This is a genomic window from Micromonospora sp. bgisy143 (assembly GCF_057708145.1).
The window spans coordinates 15,980-35,533 of sequence record NZ_JBYIRN010000044.1 but is presented as its reverse complement, the minus strand read 5'-3'; the positions used below and the strand labels follow the sequence as shown (position 1 = coordinate 35,533).

17 protein-coding genes are annotated in these 19,554 nt (G+C 71.3%); 3 read left to right on the top strand and 14 right to left on the bottom strand.

All coding sequences use genetic code 11. The annotated features are described in order from the left end of the window. Nucleotides 1-128 precede the first annotated feature (128 nt). On the top strand, nucleotides 129-899 hold the full coding sequence (pgl, locus tag AC3EN4_RS30550; protein WP_435209877.1) for a 6-phosphogluconolactonase: 771 nt from the start codon (nucleotides 129-131) through the stop codon (nucleotides 897-899). Between the two features lie 95 nt (nucleotides 900-994). Here pgl and AC3EN4_RS30545 read toward each other — a convergent pair whose 3' ends face one another. The 10 genes from AC3EN4_RS30545 to AC3EN4_RS30500 form a co-directional block, all read right to left on the bottom strand. After that, complete coding sequence (locus tag AC3EN4_RS30545; protein ID WP_357134282.1) at nucleotides 995-1,336, bottom strand: RNA polymerase-binding protein RbpA; 342 nt, start codon at nucleotides 1,334-1,336, stop codon at nucleotides 995-997. Nucleotides 1,337-1,475: 139 nt separating this feature from the next. Then, the gene (gene secG, locus AC3EN4_RS30540) at nucleotides 1,476-1,736 is read right to left on the bottom strand and encodes a preprotein translocase subunit SecG (protein ID WP_422735916.1); all 261 of its coding nucleotides are present in this window, start codon (nucleotides 1,734-1,736) and stop codon (nucleotides 1,476-1,478) included. A gap of 95 nt (nucleotides 1,737-1,831) precedes the next feature. Then, nucleotides 1,832-2,623: a triose-phosphate isomerase gene (tpiA, locus tag AC3EN4_RS30535; RefSeq protein WP_435209875.1), complete on the bottom strand. Its 792-nt coding sequence runs from the start codon at nucleotides 2,621-2,623 to the stop codon at nucleotides 1,832-1,834. 2 nt (nucleotides 2,624-2,625) lie between these two features. Continuing rightward, a complete protein-coding gene (locus AC3EN4_RS30530; protein WP_422735918.1) occupies nucleotides 2,626-3,825 on the bottom strand; it encodes a phosphoglycerate kinase in 1,200 nt (399 codons plus the stop codon). After that, a complete protein-coding gene (gene gap / locus AC3EN4_RS30525; RefSeq protein ID WP_435209873.1) occupies nucleotides 3,822-4,826 on the bottom strand; it encodes a type I glyceraldehyde-3-phosphate dehydrogenase in 1,005 nt (334 codons plus the stop codon). The genes AC3EN4_RS30530 and gap overlap by 4 nt, the downstream gene beginning before the upstream one ends. 265 nt (nucleotides 4,827-5,091) lie before the next feature. Next, nucleotides 5,092-6,072 (bottom strand): DNA-binding protein WhiA, encoded by a 981-nt coding sequence (whiA, locus tag AC3EN4_RS30520; protein ID WP_030337350.1) that lies wholly within the window; start codon nucleotides 6,070-6,072, stop codon nucleotides 5,092-5,094. A 54-nt stretch (nucleotides 6,073-6,126) separates the two neighbouring features. After that, a complete protein-coding gene (locus AC3EN4_RS30515; RefSeq protein WP_435209871.1) occupies nucleotides 6,127-7,278 on the bottom strand; it encodes a gluconeogenesis factor YvcK family protein in 1,152 nt (383 codons plus the stop codon). Then, the gene (gene rapZ, locus AC3EN4_RS30510) at nucleotides 7,275-8,180 is read right to left on the bottom strand and encodes an RNase adapter RapZ (RefSeq protein ID WP_422735921.1); all 906 of its coding nucleotides are present in this window, start codon (nucleotides 8,178-8,180) and stop codon (nucleotides 7,275-7,277) included. Before rapZ ends, AC3EN4_RS30515 begins: the two co-directional genes overlap by 4 nt. Nucleotides 8,181-8,322: 142 nt before the next feature. After that, on the bottom strand, nucleotides 8,323-8,526 hold the full coding sequence (locus tag AC3EN4_RS30505; RefSeq protein WP_435209869.1) for a DUF397 domain-containing protein: 204 nt from the start codon (nucleotides 8,524-8,526) through the stop codon (nucleotides 8,323-8,325). 23 nt (nucleotides 8,527-8,549) lie between these two features. Next, complete coding sequence (locus AC3EN4_RS30500; protein WP_435209880.1) at nucleotides 8,550-9,398, bottom strand: DUF5753 domain-containing protein; 849 nt, start codon at nucleotides 9,396-9,398, stop codon at nucleotides 8,550-8,552. A 148-nt stretch (nucleotides 9,399-9,546) separates the two neighbouring features. Between AC3EN4_RS30500 and AC3EN4_RS30495 the strand changes: the two genes are divergently transcribed. Both AC3EN4_RS30495 and recQ read left to right on the top strand, forming a co-directional pair. Beyond that, nucleotides 9,547-10,035 (top strand): hypothetical protein, encoded by a 489-nt coding sequence (locus tag AC3EN4_RS30495; protein ID WP_435209867.1) that lies wholly within the window; start codon nucleotides 9,547-9,549, stop codon nucleotides 10,033-10,035. Nucleotides 10,036-10,107: 72 nt separating this feature from the next. Then, the gene (gene recQ / locus AC3EN4_RS30490) at nucleotides 10,108-11,946 is read left to right on the top strand and encodes a DNA helicase RecQ (RefSeq protein WP_435209866.1); all 1,839 of its coding nucleotides are present in this window, start codon (nucleotides 10,108-10,110) and stop codon (nucleotides 11,944-11,946) included. 61 nt (nucleotides 11,947-12,007) lie between these two features. On the opposite strand, the gene AC3EN4_RS30485 is transcribed toward recQ, so the two are convergent. The 4 genes from AC3EN4_RS30485 to uvrA all read right to left on the bottom strand — a co-directional run bounded on the left by AC3EN4_RS30485 (nucleotide 12,008) and on the right by uvrA (nucleotide 19,338). Next, entirely contained in the window at nucleotides 12,008-12,667 is a 660-nt protein-coding gene (locus tag AC3EN4_RS30485) for a C39 family peptidase (RefSeq protein ID WP_435209864.1), read from the bottom strand. A gap of 842 nt (nucleotides 12,668-13,509) precedes the next feature. Then, the gene (gene uvrC / locus AC3EN4_RS30480) at nucleotides 13,510-15,582 is read right to left on the bottom strand and encodes an excinuclease ABC subunit UvrC (RefSeq protein WP_435209862.1); all 2,073 of its coding nucleotides are present in this window, start codon (nucleotides 15,580-15,582) and stop codon (nucleotides 13,510-13,512) included. Nucleotides 15,583-15,749: 167 nt separating this feature from the next. After that, on the bottom strand, nucleotides 15,750-16,232 hold the full coding sequence (locus AC3EN4_RS30475) for a Rieske (2Fe-2S) protein (protein WP_435209860.1): 483 nt from the start codon (nucleotides 16,230-16,232) through the stop codon (nucleotides 15,750-15,752). Nucleotides 16,233-16,392: 160 nt separating this feature from the next. Beyond that, entirely contained in the window at nucleotides 16,393-19,338 is a 2,946-nt protein-coding gene (gene uvrA / locus AC3EN4_RS30470) for an excinuclease ABC subunit UvrA (protein ID WP_435209858.1), read from the bottom strand. Nucleotides 19,339-19,554 lie beyond the last annotated feature (216 nt).

Sequence of the window (19,554 nt, the reverse complement as noted above, 5' to 3'; positions counted from 1 at the left end):
CCCCGCCCCCCCCCCCCCCGCCCCCCCCCCCCCCCCCCCCCCCCCCCTCGACCGCCACCTCCGGACACTCCCGTCCGGGTACGACGCGACAGCGACCGCCCCGCGGTCCGGAAACGAAGGCACAACGCATGAGTGAGGCGAGTGTCGCCGTCCACGCCGACGCCGACCTGCTGGCGCAGGCCGTGGCGGCCCGACTGCTGGTGAAGGTGCTCGACGCCCAGGCCGACCGGGGTGAGGCCGCGGTGGTCCTCACCGGTGGTCGGATCGCTGCCGCCGTGTACCGGGCGGTGGCGCAGCTGCCGGCCCGCGACGCGGTCGACTGGTCCCGGGTCGACGTGTGGTGGGGCGACGAGCGGTTCCTGCCGTCCGGCGACCCGGAGCGCAACGAGACCCAGGCCCGCGCCGCCCTGCTGGACGCGGTGCCGCTGGACCCGGCCCGGGTGCACGCCATGCCGGCCTCCGACGGCCCGGCCGGCAACGACCCCGAGGCGGCCGCCGCCGCGTACGCCGAGGAGCTGGCCCGCGCCGCCCGGCCGGGGCACGCGGCGCTGCCGCACTTCGACGTCCTGATGCTCGGGGTGGGCGAGGACGGGCACGTCGCCTCGGTCTTCCCGGAGCACCCGGTGCACCACGACACCCGGCCGGTCAGCGCGGTGCGGGGCAGCCCGAAGCCGCCGCCGGTGCGGACCACCCTCACCCTGTCGGCGATCAACACCGCCGAGGAGGTCTGGCTGGTGGCCGGCGGCGCCGACAAGGCCCGCGCGGTGGGCATGGCGCTGGCGGGCGCGGGGCCGGTGCAGTTGCCGGCCGCCGGGGTGCACGGCGTGGACCGTACCCGCTGGTTGTTGGACCGCGCGGCCGCCGCCGACGTGCCGGCCCGCTTCCGCAGCCTGCGCTAGGCCGACTTCACCCCGCACAGCGCACGACGTCCCGCCGCAGCCTGCGCTGGACGCGACGAACGGGCCCCTCGCCGCACGGTGAGGGGCCCGTTCGGCTATTCGCCGCGTCGGCGGCGCAGCGCGGCGAGGGCCTCGGCCAGCAACGCCTCCCCCTCCTCGGCGGTCCGCCGCTCCTTCACGTACGCCAGGTGGCTCTTGTACGGCTCGGCGCGGACCCGTCCGGGCGGGTTCTCGGCGTCCAGGCCGGCGGGGAGCCCGCAGCGGGGGCAGTCCCACAGCGGCGGCGCCGTGGCGTCGGCCGCGATCCGGATGTCGGTCTGGTGGTCGTTGCGGCACCAGTAGGTGACGGCCTGTCGGGGGGCCGGTTGGTGCCGCTCGTCGGGGCGCATGGGCGCGGACCCGACGCGGGCGCCACGGATGACGTTGCCACTGGGCACGGCTGCTCGCTCCTGTCGTCGGAGGGGACCCGCCGCCGTCGGGGGTGGGCGGCGGGCGACGCGGTGCAGCGGAGAAAAGACTGCGCGCGGCCCGTCGAGTGACGGACCGCGCGCAGATTGTACGACTTGGCGGGCTCGCTCAGGTGCCGCTGCTCATCTGGAGACGGAGCCAGAGCCCCAGCCCGACGATCGCCGCGAACCAGACGACACCCACCAGAACGGTGTACCGGTCCAGGTTCTTCTCGGCCACCGAGGAGCCGGCGAGGCTGGAGCTGACACCGCCGCCGAACATGCTCGACAACCCGCCGCCCTTACCGCGGTGCAGCAGGATGAGCAGGGTGAGCAGAACGCTCGTGATGACCAGCAACACGATCAACGTGTATGCGAACCAGATCGGCATGGCTGGGGGCAGTCCTCTCGTAGCGATCCTCGCCCGGACAGGTCGGGCACTCCGGCACCGGCCGGTGGACGGGCGGTGTCCAGAATAGCGAGCGATCAGCGAGCGATGTGCTCGGGGAACCGGCAGATCTGCGCGAATTCCTCCGCGTCCAGGCTCGCGCCGCCCACCAGGGCGCCGTCCACGTCCGGCTGGGCCATGATCGAGGCGACGTTCGACGCCTTGACCGAGCCGCCGTAGAGGACCCGGACGGCGTCGGCGGTCTCGGCGTCGAAGCGCTCCGCCAACCGCTGGCGGACCGCGCCGCAGACCTCCTGGGCGTCCTCCGGGGTGGCCGTCTTGCCGGTGCCGATCGCCCACACCGGCTCGTACGCGATGACCACCTGGCGTACCTGCTCGGGGGTGAGCCCGGCGAGGCCACCGTCGAGCTGGTCGGAGCAGTGCGCCACATGGGTGCCCTGCTCACGCACGTCCAGCCCCTCCCCCACGCAGAGGATGGGGGTCAGGCCGTGCGTCAGCGCCGCCTTCACCTTGGCGTTGACCACCGTGTCGTCCTCGTGGTGGTAGGCCCGCCGCTCGGAGTGCCCGACCACCACGTACGTGCAGCCGAGCTTGGCGAGCATCGCGCCGGAGATGTCACCGGTGTACGCGCCGGACGCGTGCGGGGAGAGGTCCTGCCCGCCGTAGCCGATCAGCAGCTTGTCGCCGTCCACCGCCGTCTGCACGGTGCGCAGGTCGGTGAAGGGCGGCAGCACGACGGTCTCCACGTCGGTGAGCTGCTTCTCGGTGAGGCTCGCGGCCAGCTTCTGCACCAGCAGGTTGGCCTCGAGGTGGTTGAGGTTCATCTTCCAGTTGCCGGCCATCAGCGGCCGACGGGTCGTGCTCGCCATGCTCAGTTCTCCAGGGCCGCGATGCCGGGGAGGGTCTTGCCCTCCAGGTACTCCAGGGAGGCGCCGCCGCCGGTGGAGATGTGACCGAAGCTCGACTCGTCCAGCCCCAACGCCCGTACGGCCGCCGCGCTGTCACCGCCGCCGACCACGCTGAACGCGTCGGCCTTGGTGATCGCCTCGGCGATGCCCCGGGTGCCCGCCGCGAAGGCGGCCATCTCGAACACGCCCATCGGCCCGTTCCAGAAGATCGTCTTGGCCTGCGACAGGGCGGCGGCGAAGCCGGCCACCGTCTCCGGGCCGACGTCCAGGCCGAGCCGGTGGCTCGGGATGCCGTCGACGCGCACCGTGTCGTGCGCGGCGTCCGGCGCGAACGCGTCCGCGACCACCACGTCGACCGGGAGCATGATCTTGCCGTTGGCCCGCTCCAGCAGGTTGCGGCAGGTCTCGACCATGTCCTTCTCAAGCAGCGAGGTGCCCACCTCCAGGCCCTGCGCCTTGAGGAAGGTGAAGCACATTCCGCCGCCGATGAGCAGTCGGTCGACCGTCGGCAGCAGCGCCTCGATCACGGCCAGCTTGTCGGAGACCTTGGACCCGCCGAGCACCACCACGTACGGCCGCTCGGGCTCGCTGGTCAGCTTGGAGAGCACCTCGACCTCGCGCAGCACCAGCCGGCCGGCGACGTGCGGCAGCCGCGCCGGCACGTCGTACACGCTGGCGTGCTTGCGGTGCACGGCGCCGAACGCGTCGTCGACGTACGCGTCACCGAACGCGGCGAGCTGGTCGGCGAACGCGCCCCGCTCGGCCTCGTCCTTACTGGTCTCACCGGCGTTGAAGCGCAGGTTCTCCAGCAGGGCGACCTGGCCGTCGGCCAGGTCGGCGACGGTGGAGCGGGCCGACTCACCGACCGTGTCGGTGGCGAACCGCACCGGGGCGCCCAGCAGCTCACCGAGCCGCCCGGCGACCGGGCTCAGACTGAACTGCGGGTCGGGCGCGCCCTTGGGGCGGCCCAGGTGCGAGCAGACGACCACCTTCGCGCCGGCCTCGACCAGCGCGCCGAGGGTCGGCAGCACCGCGCGGATGCGCCCGTCATCAGTGATCGCACCGGTCTGCTTGTCGAGCGGGACGTTCAGGTCGGCGCGCACCAGCACGCGCCGACCCGACACCCCCTCGGCGAGCAGGTCGTCGAGGGTCCGGATGCTCACAGCGACGAACCGACCAGCTTGACGAGGTCGACGAGGCGGTTCGAGTAACCCCACTCGTTGTCGTACCAGCCGACGACCTTGACCTGGTTACCGATGACCTTGGTCAGCGGCGCGTCGAAGATGCACGACGCCGGGTCGGTGACGATGTCGGCGGAGACGATCGGGTCCTCGTTGTAGACCAGGATGCCCTTGAGCGGGCCCTCGGCGGCGGCCTTCAGCGCGGCGTTGACCTCGTCCACGGTGGTCTCCCGGCCGACCTCGACGGTCAGGTCGGTGGCCGAGCCGGTCGGGATCGGCACCCGCAGCGCGTACCCGTCGAGCTTGCCCTTCAGCTCCGGCAGCACCAGGCCGATGGCCTTCGCGGCGCCGGTGGAGGTCGGCACGATGTTCAGCGCGGCGGCGCGCGCCCGGCGCAGGTCCTTGTGCGGCGCGTCCTGCAGGTTCTGGTCCTGGGTGTACGCGTGGATCGTCGTCATCAGACCCTTGGTGATGCCGAACGTGTCCTGCAGGACCTTCACCATCGGGGCGAGGCAGTTCGTCGTGCACGAGGCGTTGGAGATGATGGTGTGCTTCGCCGGGTCGTAGGTGTCGTGGTTGACACCCATGACCACGGTGACGTCCTCGTTCTTCGCCGGGGCGGAGATGATGACCTTCTTGGCGCCACCGTCGATGTGCGCCTTGGCCTTGGTGCCGTCGGTGAAGAAGCCCGTCGACTCGATGACGACGTCCGCGCCGACCTCGCCCCACGGCAGCGCCGACGGGTCCTTCTCGGCGAACGCCTTGATGGTCTTGCCGCCCACGGTGATCTCGTCGGCGGTGGCCTTGACCTCGTACGGCAGGCGACCCAGGATGCTGTCGTACTTGAGCAGGTGGGCGAGCGTGCCGTTGTCGGTCAGGTCGTTGACCGCCACGACCTCGATGTCGGCGTCGGACGCCAGCACTGCCCGGAAGAAGTTACGGCCGATTCGGCCAAAGCCGTTGATGCCAACCCGGATGGTCACAGGTCCCATCTCCTCGCGTTCTGGTCCGCCGGCTGCACTCAACGGGCCGGCGGGAATGGTGTGCGCCGACCGTTGGAGCCGGCCGTCGACGGTTCATCTCGGCCACCCCGCCGCGCGGTCTGAGGACCTGACCGCCCGAGGCGGTGGGCACGACGAGAAGTGCCGATGTCGGCCCCCTTGCCGTACTCAGCGACCCTATCCGAGCGTGCGGGACCACGCTGCGCCGGGTCGTGCTCCCGGCGCACCGTACGGGCCCACCGTCCTATCAGACCACGAGCATGTCGGGCGTGACGGCTGCTTCGGTATCCGGGATGCCGAGGTCCCGGGCCCGCTTGTCGGCCAGCGCCAGCAGGCGGCGGATCCGCCCGGCGATGGCGTCCTTGGTCAGTGGCGGGTCGGCCAGCGCGCCCAGCTCCTCCAGCGACGCCTGCCGGTGCTCCAGGCGCAGCCGTCCGGCGTCGGTCAGGTGGTTGGGCGCCTCGTCGGCCAGGATCTCCAGCGCGCGGGTGACCCGGGCGGCGGCGGCCACGGCGGCACGCGCCGAGCGGCGCAGGTTCGCGTCGTCGAAGTTGGCCAGCCGGTTGGCGGTGGCCCGCACCTCCCGGCGTACCCGACGCTCCTCCCAGGCCAGCACGCTGGAGTGCGCGCCGATGCGGGTGAGCAGCGCGGCGATCGCGTCGCCGTCCTTGACGACCACCCGGTCCACCCCGCGTACCTCACGGTTCTTGGCCGTGATGCCGATCCGGCGGGCCGCGCCGACCAGCGCGAGCGCCGACTCCGGCCCCGGGCAGGTGATCTCCAACGCGCTGGAGCGGCCGGGCTCGGTGAGCGAGCCGTGCGCCATGAACGCGCCCCGCCACGCCGAGACCGCGCAGCAGACGTTCGCCGCCACCACGTGCGGCGGCAGCCCGCGCACCGGCCGGCCACGCACGTCGAGCAGGCCGGTCTGCCGGGCGAGCGCCTCGCCGTCCTTGACCACCCGGACGATGAAGTGGCTGCCCTTGCGCAGCCCGCCGGAGGCGAGCACGTGGATCTCGCTCGGGTAGCCGTACACCTCGGCGATCTCCCGGCGCAGCCGACGCGCCACCGCGCCGGTGTCCAGTTCCGCCTCCACCACCACCCGGCCGGAGACGATGTGCAGCCCTCCGGCGAAGCGGAGCAGCGCGGCCATCTCCGCCCGCCGACAGCAGGGCTTGGGCACGTCGACCCGACTCAGCTCGTCCTTGACCGCAGCCGTCATCGCCATTGTGCGTCCCCTCACGGACCTGTTCCGGCGTGTCGCCGGTGATTACGTACGTGTCTAACGATCGGCGCCCAGGACAGGCACCAGCGCGGCGCCCAGGGCAGCCGGATCATGGCGGGGAGTGCCGTCGGTGACGGCAACGGGGGCGAGGACCAGGCGGGCACCCAGCGATTCTGCCGCACGTTCGACCGGTTCCGGGTCACCCACCGCCTTGGCGTCCGCCAGCACGAGATCCACCTTCAGCTCGGGCAGGTACCAGTGCAGCGCCGCCAGATGATCGGCGACCGAGAGGCCGAGGGTCTCCTTCTCCGCGGCCAGGTTCAGCGTGACCAGCCGTCGGGCCGGGCTGGACACGATCGCGTCGGCCAACTGCGGCACCAGCAGGTGCGGCAGCACGCTCGTGTACCAGCTCCCCGGACCGAAGATCAACCAGTCCGCCGCGCCGATCGCGGCGAGGGCCTCGGCGCAGGCCGCCGGGGCGACCGGGGTCAGCCGCAGCGACTCGACCCGTCCGGTGGTGACCGCCACCTGGTGCTGGCCGCGCACGGTCCGCACCTCGTCCGGGGCGTCCGGGTCCACCCCGCGCACCCGCGCCTCGATGTCGACCGGCTGGCGCGACATCGGCAGCACCCGCCCGACCGCGCCGAGCATCGCCCCGGCGTGGTCCAGCGCCGCCACCGGGTCGCCGAGCAGCTCCATGAGGCCGGAGAGCACCAGGTTCCCCACCGCGTGCCCGGCCAGCCCGTCCGTCTTCTGCGCGTCGCGCGCCGCCGGGTCCGCGCCTGTCGGGTTTCCGGCACCCGGGTCCGCGTCCGTCCGCCGCGCGTCGCCCGCTGCCGGGGCCGCGTGCGCTCGGGCCACCGGGTCCGCGTCGGGGCCGGCCGCGTCCGCCGCCGCCGGGGCCGCGTCGGTCCCGGTGTGCTGGAGTACGCGGACAGCCTCCACCGCCGCGAAGCGGTGCTGGAAGAGCCCGGCGCTGCGTCGGGTGGCCGGATGGTCGCCGGCCAGCGCGACCAGAGCCTGGCGCAGGTCTCCCGGGGGCAGGCCGCCCCGCTCGGCGCGCAACCGGCCACTGGACCCGCCGTCGTCACCGACCGTCACCACGGCGGTGATGTCCAGGTCGAGTTCGGGGGCGCAGTGCCGCAGCGCGCGCAGCGACGCCGACAGGCCGTGCCCGCCGCCGAACGCCACCACCCGACGCGTCGTCATTCCCGCCCCAGGTCGCGGTGCTGGGCGTTGGCCGCCAGTCCCGCCTGGCGCAGCCGGCCGGCCAGCTCCTCGGCGATGGCCACGCTGCGGTGCTTGCCGCCGGTGCAGCCCACGGCCACCGTCAGGTACCGCTTGCCCTCCCGCTCGAAGCCGGTGGTGGTGGCGTTGACCAGGTCGGCGTACGAGGCGACGAAGGCGTCCGCGCCCTCCTGCCCCAGCACGTACGCGCTGACCGCCTCCTCCCGCCCGGTGTGCTCGCGCAGCTCCGGCACCCAGTACGGGTTGGGCAGGAACCGGGCGTCCAGCACGAAGTCGGCGTCCGGCGGCAGGCCGTACTTGAAGCCGAACGAGAGCACGGTCACCCGCAGCCGGCGGGCGTCCTCGCCGCCGAACAACTCCTCGATGCGCCGGCGGAGCTGGTTGACGTTCAGGTGACTGGTGTCGATGATCACGTCGGCCTGGTCGCGGGCCTCCTCCAGCAACCCGCGCTCGACGGCGATACCGTCGGCGAGCCGCCCGTCCCCCTGCAACGGGTGCGACCGCCGGACGCTCTCGAACCGACGGATCAGCACCTCGTCGTCGGCGTCGACGAACACCACCCGGGGCGAGAAGCCGCGCTCCTTCAGCTCCCGGATCGCCCCCGCCAGGTCGGTGGAGAAGGCGCGCGAGCGGACGTCCAGGACCATCGCGGTACGCCGGGCGGCCCCACCCGCCTTGACCGCCAACTCGGCCATGTCGAGCATGAGCGCCTGCGGCAGGTTGTCCACGACGTAGTAGCCGACGTTCTCCAACGCGCGGGCCACGGTGCTGCGACCGCCCCCGGACAGTCCGGTGACCACCACCAGGGTCGTCTCCGACTCGGCCGTGGGCTGCCCGTCACCGGTTGTGTGCGCCTCGCTCACCCGTACCCCCAAGACGTGGCGCCGCGGCCGCCGTCGGCCGCGATTGGTCAATCAGCGACTCTATCCCGCCGTCCGGGATCGGGGCGGGCGCGGATGGCGGGTCGGACGTGTGGCAGCGCCGTCAGCCTCGTGCGGGCAACGGTCAGACGCGCGGGTCGCTCCGTAGACCGGTCACGAACGACGACCACGCGTCCCGACCGAAGACGAGCGCCGGGCCGTCCGGGTCCTTGGAGTCCCGCACCGCCAGCCCGGCAGGGAGTACGGCCACCTCGACGCAGTTCGAGCCGCTTGCGCTGCTCCGGCTGCTCTTACACCACTCGCGCGTGGGAGTGTCCGGAGCCGTCATCGGTCAAACCCCTTGAGTCCCGGTCAGTAGTCACCCGCCACCCGTGCCAGGAAGCCAGCCGACTCGTCAGGGTCGAGCGCCTTGGCCATGAGGTGATCGAACATGAGTCTATATCGGGCGACGTGCCTCTCCTCTTCGAGCAGGAGCGTGCTGGAGTCGTTGTCGAGATAGACGACGGTGGGGTCCAGGGTCGGATCGGCATAGTCGAGCAGAGTGAACGGGCCGCCCATCCCCGCGTGCGCGCCTGCGGCGAACGGCAGGATCTGGATCTCGACAGTAGGCAGCTCACATGCCTCGATCAGGCGCGCGAGCTGGGCTCGCATCACCTCCCTGCCACCGACGACGCGACGGACAGCCGCCTCATCGAGCACCATCCACAGCTTGGGCGGCACGTCGCGCGAGAGCATGACCTTGCGGCCGAGTCGGGCTGCTACCCGGCGGTCGGTCTCGTCCTGGTCGGCGGTGCTGCGGCCCGCTCTGACGATGGCGCGGACGTACTCCTCCGTCTGCAACAGGCCGGGGACGTACAGGCACTCGAACGCGCTGATCGAGGTCGCCTCCGCCTCGAAGCCGACGTAGTCGTCCGGCAGCACGTCGCCGTAAGCGCTCCACCATCCCTTCTGGCGCGACTGCCGGAGCAGCGCGGTCAGCGAATCCCGCTCGTCCTCGGCTGCGTCGTAGAGGTCGAGCAGTGGAGGCAGGTCCTTGGGCATCACCCGCGAGTGTCCGAGTTCGAAGCGGATGACCTTGGTCCGGTGCCAGCCCAGGATCTTGGCGACCTCCTCGGCGGTGTGGCCGGTGCGGTCCCGCAGGCGGCGCAACTCGCGCCGCAGCCGGCGGGCCCTGATCGTCGGACTGGGCACCTGCGCCATCGCCACCATCACCTCCACTGTGATCGATCGATTCTTGCCCAAGAGTTACTCCCAAGCAAGCATCCACGCAAAGAAATCACGACGTTGCATTTCTGGCGCGCTTCGTCCAGTCTCTTGGTGAACACCCGCTACGGAGAGGCAGGGCATCGTGACGGACAATCGATCGTCTGGCGGGGAGCGGGAGTCACGGCGATCCCGTGATGTCCAGGACGACCTGAGCGCGCTGCTCGACCGGGCCGATGTGTCCGAGCGGGTCCGGGCCGCCATCGCGTTCGCGTTGGCGAAGCCGGAGGCGCTGTCGTCGTACCTCATCTCTCTTGGTCCCACGGAGCGCGAGCGGCCGACGGGCCGGCGCTGGACGCTGCACCTGTCCTACCTGGCGACCGACCTGATGGAGGCCCGCGACCAGGCCGTGGTCTACACGGAGGGGTTGACGACGCTGCGCCCCGAGGTGGCCGCCGGGGCCGCGCTGCTGTCCCGGGCCGACGCCTGGCAGCACGTCGAGCCGGTGTTCTGCGGCCGGAGCGGCCCCGACAACGAAGTCTGTATGGACGTCACCGGACACCCCGGCTTCCACAGCGCGGCCGGCATCGGAGGGCTCTGCTGGGGCGACGGGGACGGCCCGTCGGGCCAGTGACTGGCACGGCGCGGCGGGCGCGCCGGCCGCCGCGCGGGCGGTGCTGTCGGGGACAACTCGTAGACTCCGCGGATGGCTTCCCCGACCGACCTGCGCACCGACGACGCGCTGGGGGCGCTGCGCCGGGTGTTCGGCTACGACGCCTTCCGCGGCTTCCAGCAGCAGGTCATCGACCATGTCGTGGCCGGCGGCGACGCGCTGGTGCTGATGCCCACCGGTGGCGGCAAATCGCTGTGCTACCAGATCCCGGCCCTGGTGCGCGACGGCGTCGCGGTCGTCGTGTCGCCGCTGATCGCGCTCATGCAGGACCAGGTGGACGCACTCACCGCGGTCGGCGTACGCGCCGGCTTCCTCAACTCGACACAGACCCTCGACGCCCGCCGCCGGGTCGAGGCGGCCTTCGTCGCCGGCGAGTTGGACCTGCTCTACCTGGCGCCGGAGGCGCTCGGCGTCCGGTCCACCCTCGCCCTGCTGGACCGGGGACGCATCGCCCTGTTCGCGATCGACGAGGCGCACTGCGTGTCCCAGTGGGGGCACGACTTCCGGCCCGACTACCTGGCCCTGTCGATGCTGCACGAGCGGTGGCCGCAGGTCCCCCGGATCGCGTTGACCGCCACCGCGACCAGCGCCACCCGCCGCGAGATCGCCACCCGGCTGGGCCTCGACGACGCGCGGCACTTCGTGGCCAGCTTCGACCGGCCCAACATCCAGTACCGGATCGTGCCCAAGCGCGAGCCGCGCAAGCAACTCCTCGCCCTGCTGCGCGACGAGCATCCCGGCGACGCGGGCATCGTCTACTGCCTGTCCCGCAACTCGGTCGACAAGACCGCCGAGTTCCTGACCGCCAACGGCATCGCCGCACTGCCTTACCACGCCGGCCTCGACGCGGCGACCCGCGCCGCCAACCAGCAACGCTTCCTGCGCGAGGACGGCCTCGTCATGGTGGCCACCATCGCCTTCGGCATGGGCATCGACAAGCCGGACGTACGCTTCGTGGCCCACCTCGACCTGCCCAAGTCGGTCGAGGGCTACTACCAGGAGACCGGTCGCGCCGGTCGTGACGGGCTGCCGTCCACCGCCTGGCTGGCGTACGGCCTCCAGGACGTGGTGCAGCAGCGCAAGATGATCGAGACGTCGGACGGCGACCTCGCCCACCGCCGGAACCTCGCCGCGCACCTGGACGCCATGCTCGCGCTCTGCGAGACGGTCCGGTGCCGGCGGGTGCAGTTGCTCGAATACTTCGGCGAGACCGCCACCTCGGCCTGCGGCAACTGCGACACCTGCCTCAACCCGCCGGAGTCCTGGGACGGCACGGTCGCCGCCCAGAAGCTGCTGTCCACCGTGTTCCGCCTCGACCGCGAGCGCAACCAGCGGTTCGGCGCCGGGCACTGCGTCGACATCCTGCTCGGCAAGCAGACCGACAAAATCAGCCAGTACGGCCACGACACGCTGACCGTCTTCGGTATCGGCACCGAGTTGAGCGAGGCCGAGTGGCGGGGCGTGGTCCGGCAACTCCTCGCCGAAGGGCTGCTCGCCGTCGAGGGCGACTACGGCACGCTCGCCCTGACCGAGGCGAGCGCCGACGTGCTGGGCCGCCGCCGTACCGTGACGATGCGCCGCGAGCCGGAGAAGCCGGCGTCGAGCCGCTCGTCGAAGCCGCGCGGCTCGTCCACCGTCGTGGCCGAGCTGACCCCGGCCGCCGCGCCCGTCTTCGAGCGGCTGCGCGCCTGGCGGGCGGCCACCGCCAAGGAGCAGGGTGTTCCCGCGTACGTCATCTTCCACGACGCCACGCTGCGCCAGATCGCGAGCGACGGGCCGGCCTCGCTGGCCGAACTGTCCCGCGTCAGCGGGGTCGGCGAGAACAAGCTCGCCAAGTACGGCGAGCAGATCCTGGCCGTCCTCGCCGAATGACCCCCGGGCATGCGACAAGGGCCGGACCCCGTGGTGGGGTCCGGCCCTTGTCGGTTGGTTCTTAGCTGGTGGCGTAGCCGCGGGTGGCGATCCAGTCGGCGAGGTGCTCGACGGTGATCTGGTAGGCGGCGGTGCTCGGGTCGGCGGAGTCGGCGATCGTGACGACGTTGCCGTTGTCGCGGTAGCCGGTGACGCTGATGTAGTGCCCGCCCTCGAACGAGTGGGTGTTGCCGTCGGTGTCGACGCTGGTGCCGGCGATGTTGGCGACCACGGCCCGACCGTCATCCACGGTGCGGACGATGTCGGCGCGCAGGGTGTCGGTCTGCTTGGCGTCGGCGTCGGGGGTGCTGATCTCGACGCTGTGGTAGGCGTCGTTCTTGCCGGTCTCCTTGTTCAGCACGGGGGTGATGTCGTTGATGCTGTTGGTGCCGGCTTCGGTGGTGCCCATCTCCTTGGCCATGGCGTCGACGCTGATGTCCTTGCCCTGCACGCTCAGGGCGTTCCGGGCCGCGGCGGGACCGCAGTAGTAGAAGTTCGGCTGCGCCTCGTACCGCACGCCGAGCTCCCGCTCGCCGTGACCCTTGCGGTCGGTCTGGGTCTGGGTGGTGGGCTTGGCGTCGGCCATGGCGTACGCGGCGGTCACCGGTCCGGCGATGGCGCCACCGGTGAACGCGAGACCAGCGGCGGTCAGGGCGGTCTTACGAATCAGATCGGTACGCATGATGGCGTGCTCCTCTGCTTCATTCGGGGGATACGCGCGCGGCACAGGGGGGTGTGCCGGGCGGGAAAGTTCGTGAGGGGGATCTGCTCCGGCGACCCGACAAGAGGGGTCTGCGCGGGGGTGGTGCAACGGTCCGCACTGGCGGGTCATTCCCGCCGGGGGACCGGGGACGGCCGGTGGTGCTCGGCCGTGCGGGGGGGTGTAACGACGCCGGCCAGACGGGTGTTCCCGGCCGCTGCCCTGCGCTGCCAGCCCGAGGGTCGCGGCGCCATGGCAGGTGTAACGACCCGGCCCGGCCCGCGATTCCGCCTCCACGATGACACCGGCCACAGCACACCACGCCCCTGAACAGGACAAACCTCGCAGCGCACCACTGCCCGGCGCGCTTCGGGCGGGTGATCGTCCCGGCTTCGCCGACATGGTGGGGGCATCTCCGCGCAGGGATGCCCATCGACGACCTGGAGACGATCAGATCGAGGGATGCTGCGCCAAAGCCACATACAGGGGACAAAACGTCCGCACATGACAGGCATCGCCTTTATGGGCTGGCCCATGATCTGCACAACTTCGGGCATGTTGCTGCCTCAGTCGGTCGTGAGGCAGCAACATCGCCGAAAGTGCTGCCTACCGATCGGGGCGTCCGCCTCGGCGAACATCCGAAACGGCGCATACGGGCAAGATCGTGCTCGAACCAGGAAACAGGGGCCCTCGCCGCGCGGTCGAGGCCACTACAACCAGGATCGAGCGTGATCATGGGGGTGCGTCCCGTGATCCACACGACTTCGGCGATATCGCGCTATCCCAGCCCGGTTGTTAGCCCGATATCGGCGAAGTCGAGTCGATCATGGCGAGGGCAACCCCTCGACCGCTGACCCAGCGGCAGAAGTCGCCCCCGCGTCGGAGGTCGCCTCCGCGTCCGGTGGGCCGGCCGCGTCGGAGGTCGGCTGGGTGCTGTCGTCGGCTCGTGAGCCCGGGTCCAGGGCTGTCAGGATCGCCTCGGCGGTACGACGACCGACCCCGGGCACCTCGGTGATCTCGTCGACCGTCGCCGAGGAGAGCCGCTTGAGGGAGCCGAAGTGCCGGAGCAGCGCCTTGCGGCGTACCTCGCCCAGGCCGGGGACGTTGTCGAGCGCCGACTCGGTCATCCGCTTGGAGCGACGCTGGCGGTGGAACGTGATGGCGAAGCGGTGCGCCTCGTCGCGGACGCGTTGCAGCAGGTAGAGGCCTTCGGAGGTACGCGGCAGGATGACCGGGAACTCGTCGTCGGGGAGCCAGACCTCCTCCAGCCGCTTGGCGAGGCCGCACAGCGCGACGTCGTCGATGCCCAGGTCGGCGAGGGCCTGCGCGGCGGCCGCGACCTGCGGGGCGCCGCCGTCGACGACCACCAGCTGCGGCGGGTACGCGAACTTCCGGGGCCGGCCGGTGGTCGGGTCGATCAGGACGCCGACCTGCGGGTCGACGGGGTCGACCGGGGTGGCCGGATCGTCGGCCGACTCCACACCCACCTCGCCGGTCTCGGCGCGCGCGTCGAGGTAGCGGGCGAAGCGGCGGCGCAGCACCTCGGACATCGCGGACAGGTCGTCGGTGGCGCCCCGGACGATGAACCGCCGGTACTCGCTCTTGCGGGGCAGGCCGTCCTCGAAGACCACCATGCTGGCCACCACGTCGGTGCCCTGGATCTGGGAGATGTCGAAGCACTCGATGCGCAGCGGCGAGGTACGCATGCCCAGCGCCTCGCTGATCTCGTCGAGCGCCTTGCCGCGCGTGGTCAGGTCGCCGGAGCGCTTGAGTTTGTGACGGGCCAGCGCGTCCTTGGCGTTGCGCTCGACCGTCTCCAGGAGGGTGCGCTTGTCGCCGCGCTGCGGCACACGCAACGACACCCGGCTGCCCCGGTGGCTGGTGAGCCAGTCGGCCAGCGCGTCGGCGTCCGCCGGCAGCTCGGGCACCAGCAACTCCCGGGGTACGTCCGCTTCGCCGTGCTCGCCGCCGTACACCTGGGTGCAGAAGTGGTGGACCAGGTCGCCGGTGGTCAGGTCCTCGGTCTTCTCCACCACCCAACCGCGCTGGCCACGGACCCGGCCGTCGCGGACGTGGAAGACCTGTACGGCCGCTTCGAGCGGGTCGTCGGCGAACGCCACCACGTCGGCGTCGGTGCCGTCGCCGAGTACGACTGTCTGCTTCTCCATGGCCCGGCGCAGGGCGGCCACGTCGTCGCGCAGCCGGGCGGCCCGCTCGAACTCCAACGCCTCGCTGGCCTCGGTCATCTCGCGTTCGATCTTGCGGACCATGGTGTCGGTCTTTCCGGCCATGAAGTCGCAGAACCCGTCGACGATGGCGCGGTGCTCGTCGGCCGAGACGGTGCCGACGCACGGGGCCGAGCACTTGCCGATGTAGCCCAGCAGGCAGGGGCGGCCGACCTGACCGGCCCGCTTGAACACGCCGGCCGAGCAGGTCCGTGCGGGGAACACCCGCAGCAGCAGGTCGAGGGTCTCCCGGATGGCCCAGGCGTGCGAGTACGGCCCGAAGTAGCGCACGCCCTTGCGTTTCGCGCCGCGCATCACCTGGAGTCGCGGGTACTCCTCGTCGAGGGTGACGGCCAGATAGGGGTACGACTTGTCGTCGCGGTAGCGGACGTTGAACCGGGGGTCGTACTGCTTGATCCAGGTGAACTCCTGCTGGAGCGCCTCGACCTCGGTGCCGACGGTGATCCAGTCCACCGACTCGGCGGTGGTGACCATCTGCCGGGTGCGCTCGTGCAGGTTCCAGACGTCGCCGAAGTAGGAGTTGAGCCGGCTGCGCAGGTTTTTCGCCTTGCCGACGTAGATCACCCGGCCGGTGCCGTCGCGGAAGCGGTAGACCCCCGGTGACTCCGGGATGGTGCCGGGTGCGGGACGGTAGGTCGAGGGGTCAGCCACGCCACCAAGCCTAGTCCGCGCCCCCGACACCCCACCGCAGGCGCGTGATCCACCCCGGCTTCCCGGAAGCCGGGGTGTCGGAGAGCCGCAGACACCCCGACTTCCGGAAACGCGAGTTGATCAAGGGCCGGGCGGGCGCGCGGCCCAGCCGGCCAGCAGCCCAGCCGTCAGGCCAGGGAGATCTGGTCGCCGGTGACCTTGATCTCCTTCGGCGGCAGCGGCTTGGTGGCCGGACCGGCCTTCACCGACCCGTCCTCGATCGAGAACTTGCTGCCGTGGCAGGTGCAGTTGATGGTGCCGCCGTCGACGTTCGACACGGGGCAGTTCTGGTGCGTACAGATCGGGCTGAAGCCCTTGAACTGACCGGCCGTGGGCTGGGTGATCACCACGCCCTCGGCGGCGAGGATCTTGCCGCCGCCGACCGGGACGTCGGCGGTGGTGGCCAGCGACTGGGCGTTCTGCCGGTCGCCGCCACCGGCGTCGCCGGTGCTGGGCACGGCGGGGCCACCGCTGGTGGGTGAGTCGCTGCCGCTGCCGTCGTCACTGCCGCACGCCGCCAGGACGACGGCCGCGCCGACCGCCCCGACGCCGGTGAGCAGGGTACGACGGGTCTGCGTACCCGGTCCGGTCAGCGCCTGATCGTCGCTCATGCCTCGCCTCTCTCTCGCCCAGCGCGCCGGTCCGAAAGCCGGCCACACTTCCTTCCACGCGCAACTCTGCCGGATAGTTCACGCCGGCATCCGTGCGACCCCGGCAAAAGGGGCGGGGCGGGTCGTCGCCCGACCCGCCCCGAGAGAATTTGCGTAGCGGTCAGCGCGCGCCGGCCGGCACCTTGCGGGTCGTCCGCGCCTTGGTCGCGCCGTTGGCCTTGGCGGCCCGGGTGGTGGCCGCCGCCGCGCCCTTGGCCTCGCCGTCGAGCTTGAGCACTCCGCGCAGGAACTGGCCGGTGTGGCTCTCGGCCACCTCGGCGACCTCCTCCGGGGTGCCGGTGGCGAGCACGGTGCCGCCCCGGTGGCCACCCTCGGGGCCCATGTCGATGAGCCAGTCGGCGGTCTTGATCACGTCGAGGTTGTGCTCGATCGTGATCACCGTGTTGCCCTTGTCGACCAGGCCCTCGAGCACCATCAGCAGCTTGCGGATGTCCTCGAAGTGCAGACCGGTGGTCGGCTCGTCGAGCACGTACACCGTGCGGCCGGTGGAGCGCTTCTGCAGCTCGGACGCGAGCTTGACCCGCTGCGCCTCACCGCCGGAGAGGGTCGGCGCGGGCTGACCGAGGCGGACGTAGCCCAGACCGACGTCGACCAGGGTCTTGAGGTGCCGGTGGATGGCCGGGATGGCGGAGAAGAACTCGGCGGCCTCCTCGATCGGCATCTCCAGTACGTCCGAGACGGTCTTGCCCTTGTAGTGCACCTCCAGGGTCTCCCGGTTGTACCGGGCGCCCTTGCAGACCTCGCAGGGGACGTACACGTCGGGCAGGAAGTTCATCTCGATCTTGATGGTGCCGTCGCCGGAGCACGCCTCGCAGCGGCCGCCCTTGACGTTGAACGAGAACCGGCCCGGCCCGTACCCCCGGACCTTGGCCTCGGTGGTCTCGGCGAAGAGCTTGCGGACGTGGTCCCAGACACCGGTGTAGGTGGCCGGGTTGGAGCGGGGCGTACGGCCGATCGGCGACTGGTCCACGCCGACGACCTTGTCCACGTGCTCCAGCCCGGAGACCCGGGTGTGCCGACCGGGCACCAGCCGGGCGCCGTTGATCTGGTTGGCCAGCACCGCGTACAGGATGTCGTTGACAAGCGTCGACTTGCCCGAGCCGCTGACGCCGGTGACCGCGATGAGCTGACCCAGCGGGAACGAGACGGTCAGGTTGCGCAGGTTGTGCTCGCGCGCGCCGTGCACCACCAACTCGCGGTCCCTGGTCTGCGGGCGACGCTTCGCGGGGGTCGGGATCGACCGCTTCCCGGACAGGTACGCCCCGGTGATCGACTCCTTGTTCTTCAGCAGCGCAGGCACCGAGCCGCTGTGCACGATCTTGCCGCCGTGCTCGCCCGCGCCCGGGCCGATGTCGACGATCCAGTCGGCGACCCGGATGGTGTCCTCGTCGTGCTCCACCACGATCAGGGTGTTGCCCAGCCCGCGCAGCCGGATCAGCGTCTCGATGAGCCGGTGGTTGTCGCGCTGGTGCAGCCCGATCGACGGCTCGTCGAGCACGTAGAGCACGCCGACCAGGCCCGAGCCGATCTGGGTGGCGAGCCGGATGCGTTGCGCCTCACCGCCGGAGAGCGTGCCGGCCGGCCGGTCCAGCGAGAGGTAGTCCAGGCCGACGTCGAGCAGGAAGCGCAGCCGGGCGTTGATCTCCTTGAGCACCCGCTCGGCGATCATCTTCTGCCGGTCGGTCAGCTCGATGCCGGCGAGCAGGTCGGCGCACTCCCCCACGGACAGGTTGCAGACCTCGGCGATGCTCTTGCCGGCCAGGGTGACGGCGAGCACCTCGGGCTTGAGCCGGGCGCCCCCGCACGCCGCGCACGGCACGTCGCGCATGTAGCCCTCGTACTTGTCGCGGGACCACTCGGACTCGGTGTCGGAGTGCCGGCGCTCGATCCACTGCACCACACCCTCGAAGCCGGTGTAGTAGGAGCGCTCGCGGCCGTACTTGTTGCGGTAGCGCACGTGCACCTGGTCGTCGGAGCCGTGCAGGATCGTCTTCTGCGCCCGCGCCGGCAACGCCCGCCACGGGGTGTCGACGTCGAAGTGCTGCGACTCGCCGAGGGCTTCCAGCAGGCGCAGGAAGTATTCCAGGTTGTGCCCGGTGGACCAGGGCTGGATGGCGCCCTCGCGCAGGCTGCGCTCCGGGTCCGGTACCAGCAGCTCCGGGTCGACCTCCTTCTTGGTGCCCAGGCCGGTGCACTCCGGGCAGGCGCCGTACGGGGCGTTGAAGGAGAACACCCGGGGCTCGAGGTCCTCGATGGCGAGCGGGTGGTCGTTGGGGCAGGCCAGGTGCTCGGAGTAGCGGCGCTCCCGGTCCGGGTCGTCCTCCGGCAGGTCGACGAAGTCGAGCAGCACCAAGCCGTTGGACAGGCCGAGCGCGGCCTCGACCGAGTCGGTCAGCCGCTGCTTGGCGCTCGGCTTGACGGTGAGCCGGTCGATCACCACCTCGATGGTGTGCTTCTCCTGCTTCTTGAGCTTCGGCGGCTCGGTCAGCGGATGAACCACGCCGTCGACGCGGGCCCGGGCGTACCCCTTGGCCTGCAACTCGGCGAAGAGGTCGACGTACTCGCCCTTGCGGCCCCGGATGACCGGCGCGAGCACCATGAACTTCGTGCCCTCGGCCATCGCCAGGACCCGGTCGACGATCTGCTGCGGGCTCTGCCGGGAGATCCGCTCGCCGCAGACCGGGCAGTGCGGCTCGCCGATGCGGGCGAAGAGCAGCCGCAGGTAGTCGTAGACCTCGGTGATGGTGCCGACGGTCGAGCGCGGGTTACGCGAGGTGGACTTCTGGTCGATCGAGACGGCCGGGCTCAGCCCTTCGATGAAGTCGACGTCGGGCTTGTCCATCTGCCCGAGGAACTGCCGGGCGTACGACGACAGCGACTCCACGTACCGCCGCTGACCCTCGGCGAAGATCGTGTCGAAGGCCAGGCTCGACTTGCCCGACCCGGACAGCCCGGTGAACACGATGAGAGCGTCCCGGGGCAGGTCGAGACTGACGTCACGCAGGTTGTGCTCGCGCGCGCCACGGATGATGAGTCGGTCGGCCACGGTACGTGTACTCCCGGGTGAAGGTGAAGCGGAGGGTCTGTCCCGCTCTGTGTTGGTTACGAGCGGTTTCTGCTCGTTCTGAGCGGTCGTGCGGGCGCGGAAAACACGCCTCGGCAACTCTAGCCCCGAGGTACGACAGTTTCCCCCGCCCGCACATTCCCCCAGCTCAGCACGGTCGGCCGCGCCGCCGGTGGCCGCTCGCGCTCGTCGGGGCGG